Origin of the sequence: Moraxella sp. CTOTU47579 (assembly GCF_032004885.1) — a bacterium.
In the GTDB taxonomy this organism is placed as follows: Bacteria; Pseudomonadota; Gammaproteobacteria; order Pseudomonadales; family Moraxellaceae; genus Faucicola; species Faucicola tetraodonis.
The window spans coordinates 69456-81822 of record NZ_DALZOJ010000008.1; the positions used below are offsets into that span (position 1 = coordinate 69456).

The 12367-nt window shown below is 44.9% G+C and carries 10 protein-coding genes and 2 tRNA genes; 5 read left to right on the top strand and 7 right to left on the bottom strand.

What is annotated here, in order from left to right:
* The first annotated feature begins 1 nt into the window (after position 1).
* Positions 2-637: a hypothetical protein gene (locus RTP55_RS07530; protein ID WP_203172350.1), complete on the top strand. Its 636-nt coding sequence runs from the start codon at positions 2-4 to the stop codon at positions 635-637.
* Between the two features lie 25 nt (positions 638-662).
* Here RTP55_RS07530 and RTP55_RS07535 read toward each other — a convergent pair whose 3' ends face one another.
* From RTP55_RS07535 to RTP55_RS07550, 4 genes are all read right to left on the bottom strand, one after another.
* Positions 663-1820 (bottom strand): 5-(carboxyamino)imidazole ribonucleotide synthase, encoded by a 1158-nt coding sequence (locus tag RTP55_RS07535; RefSeq protein WP_312385369.1) that lies wholly within the window; start codon positions 1818-1820, stop codon positions 663-665.
* A gap of 155 nt (positions 1821-1975) precedes the next feature.
* The gene (locus RTP55_RS07540) at positions 1976-2281 is read right to left on the bottom strand and encodes a hypothetical protein (protein WP_095356629.1); all 306 of its coding nucleotides are present in this window, start codon (positions 2279-2281) and stop codon (positions 1976-1978) included.
* Between the two features lie 324 nt (positions 2282-2605).
* Positions 2606-3244 (bottom strand): MarC family protein, encoded by a 639-nt coding sequence (locus RTP55_RS07545; protein ID WP_007117140.1) that lies wholly within the window; start codon positions 3242-3244, stop codon positions 2606-2608.
* Between the two features lie 132 nt (positions 3245-3376).
* Complete coding sequence (locus RTP55_RS07550; RefSeq protein WP_409418427.1) at positions 3377-5188, bottom strand: ABC transporter ATP-binding protein; 1812 nt, start codon at positions 5186-5188, stop codon at positions 3377-3379.
* 368 nt (positions 5189-5556) lie between these two features.
* Between RTP55_RS07550 and RTP55_RS07555 the strand changes: the two genes are divergently transcribed.
* Complete coding sequence (locus tag RTP55_RS07555; RefSeq protein ID WP_312115789.1) at positions 5557-7377, top strand: acyl-CoA dehydrogenase C-terminal domain-containing protein; 1821 nt, start codon at positions 5557-5559, stop codon at positions 7375-7377.
* 101 nt (positions 7378-7478) lie between these two features.
* Positions 7479-8384 carry a polyprenyl synthetase family protein gene (locus RTP55_RS07560; protein ID WP_260856510.1) on the top strand — a complete coding sequence of 302 codons (906 nt, stop codon included), beginning with the start codon at positions 7479-7481 and terminating at the stop codon, positions 8382-8384.
* Here RTP55_RS07560 and RTP55_RS07565 read toward each other — a convergent pair whose 3' ends face one another.
* The 3 genes from RTP55_RS07565 to RTP55_RS07575 all read right to left on the bottom strand — a co-directional run bounded on the left by RTP55_RS07565 (position 8385) and on the right by RTP55_RS07575 (position 9574).
* On the bottom strand, positions 8385-9011 hold the full coding sequence (locus RTP55_RS07565) for an RDD family protein (protein WP_227715564.1): 627 nt from the start codon (positions 9009-9011) through the stop codon (positions 8385-8387).
* A gap of 293 nt (positions 9012-9304) precedes the next feature.
* A tRNA-Arg gene (locus tag RTP55_RS07570) sits at positions 9305-9381 on the bottom strand.
* Between the two features lie 103 nt (positions 9382-9484).
* Positions 9485-9574: transfer RNA gene (locus RTP55_RS07575), tRNA-Ser, on the bottom strand.
* A gap of 335 nt (positions 9575-9909) precedes the next feature.
* Between RTP55_RS07575 and RTP55_RS07580 the strand changes: the two genes are divergently transcribed.
* Positions 9910-10719 (top strand): hydroxymethylpyrimidine/phosphomethylpyrimidine kinase, encoded by an 810-nt coding sequence (locus tag RTP55_RS07580; RefSeq protein ID WP_312385372.1) that lies wholly within the window; start codon positions 9910-9912, stop codon positions 10717-10719.
* A 10-nt stretch (positions 10720-10729) separates the two neighbouring features.
* Positions 10730-12367: a phospholipase D-like domain-containing protein gene (locus tag RTP55_RS07585; protein ID WP_312385344.1), complete on the top strand. Its 1638-nt coding sequence runs from the start codon at positions 10730-10732 to the stop codon at positions 12365-12367.

The following is a 12367-nucleotide window of genomic DNA, read 5'->3' on the forward strand; positions in this document are numbered from 1 at the left end:
TATGCAACGTTTTTGGTTATTTTTTTATGGATTACCCAATATATTTGGCTTAGCTTTTTTGTTGATTGCGCTAATAAGCTATGTTTGGCTGGCTTTGACGACCAATGATATCAGCTCGACAATGGTATTTTTAGTAGCGGTCATATTGGCTTATCCGCTAGGGTGGTTATTCGGTTTTCTAATCCGCAAAAAAGATGACATGTTGCACTTTCAGCAGACCTTAACTGCCGAGCAAATTACCGATGAATTAAACCGCTTAATGCATAAAGTCAAAAACCGAATCTCGCCAGATTCCTATACGCATTTGCAAAATATTCAAAGTTCAATCATGTCGGTATTGCCACAATTGGTCGCGGGTCGCTTTGCCAATCAAGATTTATTTACTATCAAAAAGACAGTATTCGATTATCTGCCTACCACCCTTGAAAACTACTTAAAATTACCATCCGTCTATGCCTCTATGCATGTCGTTCAGGATGGTAAAACACCTAAAATGCTACTCAATGAACAACTCGCCTTGATTGATAATAGTATGCAACAGGTGGTACACAGTATCTACAATGAGGACGCACAAGCTTTATTAGTCAATCAGCGATTTTTGGAAAACCGCCTGCAACAGCCCAATTTTTTGGGTTAGCAATTGGAATTTATCAAGTTGTCGTTTAAAGAGTAACTTCACAAGGCAGACAAGCGATGACTTTTGCAACCGCCGCTTCGAGCTGACTGCTATCGCTCGGCATGACAGTGATATGACCAATTTTTCGACCTTCGCGCTCTTCTTTATCATAATTGTGCACGTGCACGCCAGCGATGGATAGGACTTCCTCCAGTTTTGGGTACTCTCCGATGACATTTAGCATGACAGAGGGTTTGACAATGGCTGTGTCTCCCAATGGCAACCCCGCCACCGCACGCATATGATTTTCAAATTGACTGGTTACCGCGCCTTCAATACTCCAGTGCCCTGAGTTGTGCACGCGGGGTGCGATTTCATTGGCAAGCAATTTTTCAGCGCCGCCTTCAGAAGTCACAAATAATTCTAACGTCAACACGCCCACATAGTTTAAATGTTCGAGCAATTTTTTGATATTACTTTGGGCTTGTTCGGTCAATTGCTCGACTTTCGGTGCTGGTGCGGTTGATTTGGCTAAAATACCATTGCTATGCTCATTTTGCACGAGCGGATAATAGCGGATTTCACCGTTTTGGGCGCGCACGGCAATGATAGATACTTCACGCTCAAAGTGAATAAAGCCTTCGGCAATGAGCGGCGCTGTTTTGGTTGCGTCGCCAAGTTCTGCCCACGCGGTGTCAATTTGGTCAGCGGATTTGACCACAAACTGCCCTTTGCCATCATAGCCCCCGCGTGTGGTTTTGAGTACCAAAGGCAATCCCAATTTATCGGCGGCGGCTTGGATATCGGCTTTGCTATGCACCGCCATAAAAGGCACGGTGGCGATATCTAATTGGTTAAACAAGTTTTTTTCATTTAACCGATCTTGTGCCACTGATAGCGCAAATGACGATGGGTATAAGGTTTTGGTCGATTCCAAAAACTGGGCAGGTTTGAGTGGGGTGTTTTCAAATTCTAAGGTAAAAATATCGCAGCTTTGGGCAAAATCTTCAAATTGCTCGCTACTAAACACTTTGCCCAGTAAGCGTGCAGGGCAATTGGCACTATCCTCCAAAAACACGCAGCGGATGCCGAGTGGCAACGCCGCTTGCGCCAACATCATACCTAGCTGTCCGCCACCTAAAATCCCAATCGTTTTGACAGAATAATTGGAATGATTGATGGTATAAAAATTGGCGGTTTGCATAGGCATGGTGGCGGCTCTTTTTGATAAGTGAAACACAGAAGAAAAATTATGGCTCATTATAAAGGATTTGCCCACAAATAAAAAATCCAAGCACAAAAAAACCCATAAGTCTTTAGTCTTATGGGTTCAACAAATCAATGAATAGGCGTTACGCATTAACTGTAATGCACGGGTTCTTCGTCATACACATTGGCATGCCACTGCGAGAGCTGCTTTTGCATTAAGGTTTGAATGGCAGCATGAATCATGCTTTGACCAATCAACTGGGTATCATCCCCCAACAGTTCTTTCACTTTGTCAGAAAATTCAATACTTACCAAGTCTTCTGACTCGTCATTCGAGGTACGTAGTACCATCTTGCCATCATCTTGCTCGACAAACTCCAGCATCATCGCTTCTGCTTTGGCATCCTTTGCTGCTTGCAGTAGGCTGTGGTAATCTGATTTTGTATCTTTTTGCATCGTCGCTCCTCAATCTTTTATCCGCCCCAGTGACTACTTTGGTTACTACCTTAATAACTATCTTACGAGCTAGGGTAATCAACCTTATGGTCACCCTGTGATATCGCTTTCATCAACGTAAGCATGGTTTAACGCTTGCATCTTTTTAAAAGCTTGTTAACAGCTTATTAACAGGGTTTGGCATATTGCATGATGATTAAAATGGCGGCTTTAACGGTAAAAATCAAGCATAATTTGTGATATTAACACAGCGACTACAATGCATAATGCTTAAGGGTTGCTGTGATAAATTATTGAGCGACCCGATTTAGCGACCCGGTGAACTTACAACAACTGCGGAAATACACTTTTTAAGCCGCCAACAAAAATCTCTACCGCAACGGCCGCAAGTAGCATCCCCATGATACGATTGAGCACATTAAGCCCGGTATCACCTAAGAAACGACTCACCTGCCCCGCTGCCATAAAGCTTAGATAAGTAATAATACTGATAATCAAACCTGCGGTGATAATCGCTAGCATATTAAAATAACTATGCCCGCTCGCGGCATAAATAATCACGGTAGAAATCCCACCAGGACCAATCACCATCGGAATCGTCAATGGCACCACGGCAGATGCCGCCCCTTGAAACGCCACGCCATTTAAATCCCCGGATTTACCGACATGCGGTTTGGCAACATTGCCAGCGCCATTCATCATGCCAATAGCAATAATCAATACCAAGATACCGCCTGCGATACGAAATGACCCAAGCGAAATCCCCAGCACCTTTAAGATAGGCTCGCCTGCCAACGAAAATATCGCGATGGTCACAAACACGGTAATGGCTGAAATCAGTGCAACTTTGCGAGTTTGTTGTCGATTGGCGTCTTTGGTGATATCAATAAATAACGATAACGCGGCAAATGGATTGACCAGTACCACCAGTGCCAAAAATATTTTTAAGACTTGAGATTCCATGAGTATTGACTAACTTGTTGGGTGAATATGACAAAACAGTTATGGTAGCATAAATTTAAGTAAGCCAGGTTACGGCGTTAATCCGCTTAGCGCTACCAGTACGCATACCAAGCCTACATCATGAACCCGAAATTAATGACTCTCTAACGTTTGGGTGATTTTATCAAGATTTAAACTATCGGACATGGCATTAAAAATCTCATAGTATTTGCCTTGCTTGCGGTATAGTTCATCATGCGTGCCTGTCTCCACCACGCGCCCTTGCTCGATGACCACCAAATCATCAGCGTCAATAATCTGCGCGATATTGTGCGACACGATAATCACCGTGCGATTTTGTTTGATTAAATCCAAACTGCGCTTGATTTGCTGGCTGGCAATGGCATCTAGACTTGCGGTCGGCTCGTCCAAAAAGACAATTGGCGGATTTTTGAGAAACATACGTGCCAGTGCAATACGCTGCTGCTGTCCACCTGACAAGGATTTGGCTTCGCTTTGATAGCCTTTGGGCAGCTGGGTGATTTGTTCATGAATGGAGGCTTGTATTGCTGCCTGCTCAATCTGGGCTTGACTGGCCGTTAAATCGCCATAACGAATATTTTCTTCAATAGTCCCGCCAAAAATATGGTTTTTTTGCAACACCAAACCGATTTGTTGGCGTAGCTCATGGGTATCATAATCTTGCAAATCCTTGCCATCGAGCAAAATTTGCCCTTGCGTGGGCTGATAAAATTTTACCAACAGATTGATAATGGTGCTTTTACCTGCGCCACTCAGCCCGACCAACGCGGTAATTCGGTTGCGCCGAATGCGAAAGCTGACATCCTGCAAGGCTTGGTTGCCGTTGGGATAGACAAAATCCACGTGCTGAAGTTCGATATCGCCCTGCACCGTCGCAGGATTGACACCGCCTACCACTTCGATTTGGCTATCATCTTCTAAGATATCAAAAAACCCTTCGGCATAAGTCAGCGCATCATTGACCTCATCGTAGATACGATGCAACTGACGAATCGGCGATGCCACGTTTTGAAATAACAACACATAAAACATAATCATGCCAATGGTCATCTGCCCATCAAGCACAAAATACGCGGTTAAAATAATAATCGCCACAACACCAATCTGCTCGATAAAGCTTTTAAGTGCATCATAGCCAAAGCCAATACCGCGCGTTTTGAGTTGGTTATCGGTCATCTCTTTTTGAATGGCAAAATGTTTTTGCGCTTCAATCGGCTCGCGGACAAAGGATTTGATCACAGTGATAGCGTTAATCAGCGAAATGATTTGCTCGCTTTTGCTCTCCCGGTAGTGGCGCATCTGCCGACGAAAGCCTTGCAAGCGCGTGGCTTGTTTTTGACTGATATAAAAATAAATCGGCACAATCACCAGCCCTACCATCCCCACCCACACATTGGCGCTAAACATCACTACCAACGCTACAATCGCATTGGCAAATAACGGCAACATATCAATAAAAAAGTTTTGCACCAAGCGCGTGAGACTACTGACACCCAAATCAATGCGCGTCTGCAGCTTACCACTGTCGTTATCAGGATGGGTATAAAACCCCATGCGGTAACTTAAAATGCGCTCTACGACTTTTTGCGATAAATCCCGGGATAAATTAATACGGATTTTTTCACCAAAATAGCGCTGTCCAAAGCTGATTGCCGCGTACAACAGTTCTTTGAGCAGTAGCACGATGCTAATAGTCGTGAGCAATTTTGCACCTTCCTGCCACGGCTCGCTGATCTTGAGAATCTCGGTCAAATGATCGACCGTATAACGCAGTACAAAAGCATTGACCTGTGCGGCAAACGAACCAATCACCGTGAGCAGCAGCGTCGCTATGATTAGTGAATGATAAGGTTTTGCAAAAACGGATAATTTTTTGATAATTGACCACAGCACGGCGCCGCGCTCGCGTTTGTTGAGTGATATCGGTGCAGGTTTGGCTGGCAGTGTCGATGTATCAGGGAGCGATGGACTAGGCGATTGGTTGGGAGATGGGTTGGGAATATTTGGCAAGAGTGGCTCACAAATGATTTTTCAATACGTTTGGTTGTTTAATATCTTTGGCAAAGTGTAAATAAAACGAGTGAGTTTAAGGTAGTTGGTAATTGTTGCATTCTTGTCCATGCGAAGCTTTGCCCTACAAATCATAAAATAATTTTATGATAATTAGTATTATTTATGAATATTTATTATGATTTGAAGCTTTTAGCGGCAAATACCTTTATACTGAGCGGACTTATTTTTACCTTTCCCTTTTTATCTTAGTTCATAGCCTATTAAAAGGATTTCAGCGTATGCCATTATCATATAAAGCTCCCCTACGTGATATTCGCTTTTTAACCAATGAAGTATTTAATTACCCCGAACACTACAAAACCTTAAAATCTGGTGAAAATGCCGATCCGGAAACCGTGGATATGATGCTTGAGAGTTTTGCGGATTATTGTAGCAATGTGTTGATGCCACTATACCAATCAGGCGATGCTGAAGGCTGCCATTTTGACAAGGGTGTTGTCACCACGCCAAAAGGCTTTAAAGAAGCTTATGATATGTTCGTTGAAGCTGGGTACCAAGCCATACCGTTTCCTGAAGAATTTGGTGGCTTGAATATGCCAATGTCTGTCAACCTCATCAAAAGTGAAATGATGGGCACAGCAAACTGGGCATTTTCCATGTATCCAGGACTGTCGGTAGGCTGTATGAATACCATCATGCAATACGGCACCCCTGAGCAAAAAGCCACTTATATGCCAGCCTTGGTAGAAGGTCGTTGGTCGGGCACCATGTGTTTGACTGAGCCACAATGTGGTACCGACTTGGGTCAAGTTAAAACCAAAGCCATCCCACAAGACGATGGTACTTATAAGATTAGTGGTACCAAAATCTTTATTTCATCCGGTGAACATGACTTAACGGAAAATATCGTGCATATCGTTTTAGCACGCCTACCCGATGCGCCTGAAGGTACCAAGGGTATTTCGTTATTTATCGTGCCAAAATTCTTGGTCACAGAAAACGGTGAGATTGGTGAGCGCAATCCCGTTAACTGTGGCTCAATTGAGCACAAAATGGGTATCAAAGCTTCAGCAACTGCAGTACTCAACTTTGATAATGCCACAGGCTATCTAATCGGTGAGCCGAATAAAGGCTTAAAAGCCATGTTTACCTTTATGAATACTGCTCGCTTAGGTACAGGTATGGAAGGCTTAGCGCATATGGAATTGGCTTTCCAAAACTCATTGCCCTACGCCAAAGAACGCCGCTCAATGCGTACCCTATCAGGTACCAAAGAGCCAAACCAAGTGGCTGATGCGATTATCCATCATGCCGATGTTGCGCGTATGTTACTCACCCAAAAAGCCTTCTCAGAAGGCGCGCGCTCAATGATTTATCACGCATCACGCTATGCTGATAAAATGTTTGAAGGAGCGATGCTCGGTGACGATGCTGAATTCCACAAATGGGATGATAAATTGGGCTTTTATACCCCAATACTCAAAGGCTTCTTAACTGAACTAAGCATTGAATGTGCCAAACATGGTATGCAAATCTACGGCGGTCATGGCTACATCAAAGAATGGGGCATGGAACAAATCGCCCGTGATGCGCGCATCTCAACCTTGTATGAAGGTACCACAGGCGTACAAGCGCTTGACCTACTAGGTCGTAAAGTGTTAATCCAATCAAAAGGCAAAGTGCTACTGGATTACACCGCCAATATCATGAAATGGTGTAGTGAATATGCATTAGATAAAGGGATGCGTAAATTCGTTTGGGAATTGACCAAATACTGTGCAGAGTGGAATACCCTTACCACACGTATTATGCTCACGGCTCGTAAAGACCGTGAAATCGTCTCAGCGGCATCCGATGATTACTTAATGTACTCAGGCTATGTCATCATGGGCTATCACTGGGCACGTATGGCAGCAGTAGCGTACGACAAACTCAAAAATGGCGGCAGCGAAACCAAAGAATTCTATGAAGCCAAAATCAAAACCGCTGAGTTCTATTTTGAAAAACTATTGCCACGCGCATCAGGTCACTCAGAGAGCATGTTGGCACCAAGCGAGTTAATGGCGATGGATTTAGATAGCTTTAATTTCCTAGACTAATGGGTTAAACTTGTTGCGCCATTTTACAAAAAGGCTGCTCAACCTTAATGGGGGCAGCTTTTTTATTGCTCAAAATTTTAACACATACAAAAGAATTGATTATGGAATTTACTGCTTTTTCGCGCCAAGTCATTGACCAACTAGAATCGGATATCACAGCCTACCTCCAAGTCTGCAAGTTACCCTCACCGCTGCATGAAGCAAGCCTATACGCGATGAGCAATGGCGGCAAACGGGTACGTCCTTTACTGGTTGCCGCAACTTTTGCCACGGTAAAAACCGACAACAGTCTTGCCAACCCATCCCATCAATTATCTAATGACGTGCGCCGTGCCATGATGGCGGTGGAGTGTCTACACGGCTATTCGCTAGTGCATGATGACTTGCCTTGTATGGATGATGATGCGCTGCGCCGAGGTCGTCCTACTACCCATATCGCCTATGGTGAAGCCGCTGCCATGCTTGCCGGTGACGTGCTACAGACCTTGGCATTTGAAGCCCTGACCCATACATATTTTGGTGAAAACAGTGAGTTTGCTACCCCACTATCTGCCACGTTTGCGCCACGGGCACGGCGGATGGTCATGGGGCAAATGCTGGATTTAAATGGCGAACACCAACAGCTTAGCCAAACTGAGCTTGAAGCCATTCACCGTGACAAAACAGGCGCGCTCATTGAAGCGTCAGTATTGATGGGTGCCATCTGTGCCAACGCAACTGACAGCGAGCGGCAAGCACTCAGTAGCTTTGCCGAGCAGATTGGGTTGGCTTTTCAAGTACAAGATGATATTTTGGATGTGACTGCCGACACCGAGCAGCTTGGCAAACCTGCGGGGAGTGATGAAAAATTGGATAAATCCACGTATGTGAAATTATTAGGCGTGGCAGCTGCCAAAACCTACGCGCAAAGCTTATTTGATACCGCTAAAAATGCGGTGATCGCTGAATTTGGCAATGATAACTATTTGGTCGATTTGGCGGACTGGTTGTGGGCGAGAGACAAGTAATTATTTCTTTCTAAACCCAGCAAACAAGCCTTCATGGTTAATTTTTGGCATTTTCATGGTCACGGTGTTTGACAGCAAATCATGCAGCGCCAAGCCTTGCTTATTGACCCATGCGAACCAATAATTAAACAATAGCCCAATAAACATACTAAAATACAGCGCACCCACCGACTGATGAATAAGATAGCCTATCATCCCGCATACCACAGGCAATAAACACGCGGCTAATATCCGCATCATCGATTGCCGCCAACTTAGCAATGAGCCATCACGGTTCATGGTTTTAAGCCGCCAAGTCTGCATGCCAAGCGTCTGCCCTGCCTTACGCCAAAATACCCCATAAAACCCAACCAAGATAATCACGAAGGCGGGGATTTGCACAATATTACGATACCATAGCGGTAATGTCGCCGCTTGCTTCATATCCGTCCCTGCCAAACCTAGCAGTTTAGTCCCCAATACAATCAGCAACATCTGCACAAAAAATAGCATCGCCAAAATCAACATACCATCATACAGCATAGCAATCAGCCGAGTAGCCGCTTTTGCCATCACCGGTTGTTGTTCTGGCAATGGCGCTGATGGCAGAGATTGCGGCTGGCTGTTGGTTTTAGCTGTTTTTAACATTAGGGTTTCGGTCTTAGGCATAGGTATGGCGGGCGAATGATGGTAGCAATTAATAAGCGAAATTGTAGCCTAAATACAACCAAAACGCTATGACTCAAACACCAACTACAGACCCATCAGCGCATGGCTCATATAAACATAACTGGAATGAAAATGCTTTAGGCAATAGTGAGGCAGTGGTGAAACAACAGAACGGCAAAATAGCCTGCTGAGTAATTCGGGGCAAAAAAATAAGACATAAAAAAAATCGCCTGAACTCAAAGAGTGGCGATTAATTTTAACAAAGTAATTAGTGGTGCGCTTGGAGGGAGTCGAACCCCCGACCCTCAAGTTCGTAGCCTGATGCTCTATCCAACTGAGCTACAAGCGCTTAACTAATGTCTTCGTTTGAAGTGGGCGCTATTATAAGTTAGAATATTTATTTTGTCAAACTTTATTTTAAATAATTTTAAAACTAATTTTGCTTCAATAAATGGCGGTGACGGAGGGATTCGAACCCTCGATACAGTTTCCCGTATGCAGCCTTAGCAGGGCTGTGGTTTCAGCCACTCACCCACGTCACCGAATTGGTCTTACTTATCTATAACACCGTACAATAGTTTTAGTCAATGTCGCCATTAACCTCAAGTATTGTGGGTGGGCATTATAACAAACCAATCCAAATTTGCAAGACTTTTTAAAAAAATTATGTGAGAATAATTGCAGCACCTTGGCAGTGGCACCCTGCCTGCCTATGACCTAGTGGCTGTTTATGGCTCAGTCGTTATGTGATAATCTGTTTGAAATTAATGATTAAAAAAACCATTTAACTAATCCTTATAAGGATTGATAACCAGCCTGTGAGAATCTTATGTCAACCCCTGCTACTCTTGCCCCTATTCTAGTACCCAGCATGACACTGCGCCCCACTGTATTGTGTTTTTCGGGGTTAGATCCCTCAGGCGGCGCAGGCTTGCAAGCGGATATTGAGTCGATTGGGCAAGCAGGGAGTCATGCAGCGATTGCCTGTACCGCAGTGACCGTTCAAAGTTCACAGCAAGTTTTTGGGTTTGAGGCATGCGCAAGTGAGCTGTTAAGGGCGCAAGCACTGGCGGTGCTCAATGATTTGCCTGTCAAAGCCATCAAGTCAGGGATGCTTGGCACCACTGACAATATTGCGATGCTCGCGCAGCTTTTTACCGATGGCAGTATTGCAACAGGTACGCCGTATGTGCTTGACCCGGTACTGGTGGCCAACAGTGGCGGTGCGTTAGGCGACAAAGACACCTTGGTGACTGCCTTTGCCCAGCTAACCCCTTTTGCGACCCTAATGACCCCTAACAGCATTGAACTGCGTGATTTGACAGGCATCGACAATCTCCACGCCGCCGCCAAAGATTTGTGTCAACAAGGTGCCAAAGCAGTGCTAGTCAAGACGTCTCACGATAACCAAGCCTCTGGTATCGAGCAGTATTTATACGTTAATGACAACCAAACCTGCCGACTGGCATACCAAGCGATTTTGCCAAGACTGGCGGGTGAATATCATGGCTCAGGCTGTAGTCTGGCAAGTTATATCGCAGGTCGCTTGGCACTGGGTGATGAGCTTGTGACAGCGGTACAATGCGCAGATATTTGGACGCAACACGTGCTCAAAGTCGCTGATATTGTCCACCCTCATGGTCAAAGAATTCCCAAACGCTTTCATTACACCTCAATGCTAGGTTAGGCAAGCTACTATGGGGTTATTATTGGAGTGGTCGATTGTCAAGACGTTGCTATTGCAGCTAGGTGTGATCGCCCATTTTCTCATCACGCTTTGGCTAGTTGTGCGGGTTATTCAACAGCAGCGCCGCCAAAGCGTAGCAATTGCTTGGATTGCGGTATTATTTGCCCTACCTGTTGTTGGCATCATCGGTTATATGTTATTTGGTGAAACTAATATTGGGCACCAGTACCGTAAGCGTAGTTTGATGGTGCAAAAATTACTGCGTGACTTTGCCAATGCTCATCAGATTGATTTTAATAAAATTTCCGAAAACTTAGACACCGAAGCACGGCAACTGAGCAATATCGCCCTATTAAAAACTGGGCTTGGCGTGTACGACAATCATACGCTGACGCTGATAACAGACGCTGACCATATTTTTGCCAGTTTATTGGCCGATATCCGTGCGGCAAACACGATGATTTTGCTAGAGTTTTATATTGTTTCGCCACAAGGCCGGGTGATTGAGTTATTAGAAGCTTTGATGGCGGCTACCCAGCGCGGCGTATCCGTGCATTTGCTCGCTGATAGCGTTGGCAGTCATGCGTTTTTTCGCAGTTCGTGGGTGCAAAAATTGAGAGACGCTGATGTTTTTGTGCATGAGTCGCTGCCCGTGGGTTTGTTCAAAACTATTGTCAAACGCATTGATATCCGCAATCATCGTAAGCTGGCTATTTTTGACAGTTGCTATGGCTATACGGGAAGTTTTAATCTAATCGACCCCGATTTTTTCAAACAAAACGAGCATGTGGGTAAATGGATTGATGTCATGATACGGGTGGAGAGCCATGATACCGTCAATTCGGTGAAAGCCATGTCACTTGTCACGACCACGGATATCAGCGCAGAAACCAACGCCAATTTTTCAAACCTTGAAAAAATCGTTAATCGCTTTACCAAGTCGCTGTATATTGACACCTCAAAGCTGCATCATCGCAAATTACAACACGAGGCTAACGCTCGCGGGGCAGGTCAAAACGCTAACACGCGTGTCGCTCAGCCGCCCCTGCTTAAAATTTTGCCGCTGCAAAGCAGCCTACAAGCTTACCCATCGGTGAGTCAAGTCAGCTTGCAGCTGATTCCATCGGCGCCAGAATTAACCGGGCATGTCATCTACGAAACCTTGGTGTGTGCAATTTTTGCTGCCAAAAAACAAGTGGTTATTACCACGCCTTATTTTGTGCCAGATGATGCGCTGCTGCTTGCCATGACTACCGCTGCCAAGCGTGGGGTCAAGGTTATTTTAAATGTACCCAAAAAAGTAGATTCGCTGTTGGTGCAGTTTGCTTCACAGGCTTATTTTGAGCCGCTGTTGTCAGCAGGGGTGCAGATTTATTTGTTCAATGCCGGCTTGCTACATGCCAAGATTTTGTGCGTGGATGACGATTATTGCTTGTTTGGTACCGTGAATATGGATATGCGCAGTTTTTATCTGAATATGGAGGTGAGTATGGCAATTTATAATCGTACCATGACCCAGCAAATGCTTACTTGCCAGCATGAATACCTGCAACAAAGTGAGCCATTACAGCGCGATGGATGGCAGCAGCGTAGCTTTGGGGCAAAATTCTTGGACAACGCTATTCGCCTGTTTAGCCCACTGCTTTAA

Excerpts from the sequence above, each read along its gene's own strand:
- RTP55_RS07565 (WP_227715564.1), bottom strand. The coding sequence starts at position 9,011 with ATGTTAAAAACAGCTAAAACCAACAGCCAGCCGCAATCTCTGCCATCA.
- RTP55_RS07585 (WP_312385344.1), top strand. The coding sequence starts at position 10,730 with ATGGGGTTATTATTGGAGTGGTCGATTGTCAAGACGTTGCTATTGCAG.
- RTP55_RS07560 (WP_260856510.1), top strand. The coding sequence starts at position 7,479 with ATGGAATTTACTGCTTTTTCGCGCCAAGTCATTGACCAACTAGAATCG.
- RTP55_RS07540 (WP_095356629.1), bottom strand. The coding sequence starts at position 2,281 with ATGCAAAAAGATACAAAATCAGATTACCACAGCCTACTGCAAGCAGCA.
- RTP55_RS07555 (WP_312115789.1), top strand. The coding sequence starts at position 5,557 with ATGCCATTATCATATAAAGCTCCCCTACGTGATATTCGCTTTTTAACC.
- RTP55_RS07530 (WP_203172350.1), top strand. The coding sequence starts at position 2 with ATGCAACGTTTTTGGTTATTTTTTTATGGATTACCCAATATATTTGGC.
- RTP55_RS07545 (WP_007117140.1), bottom strand. The coding sequence starts at position 3,244 with ATGGAATCTCAAGTCTTAAAAATATTTTTGGCACTGGTGGTACTGGTC.
- RTP55_RS07535 (WP_312385369.1), bottom strand. The coding sequence starts at position 1,820 with ATGCAAACCGCCAATTTTTATACCATCAATCATTCCAATTATTCTGTC.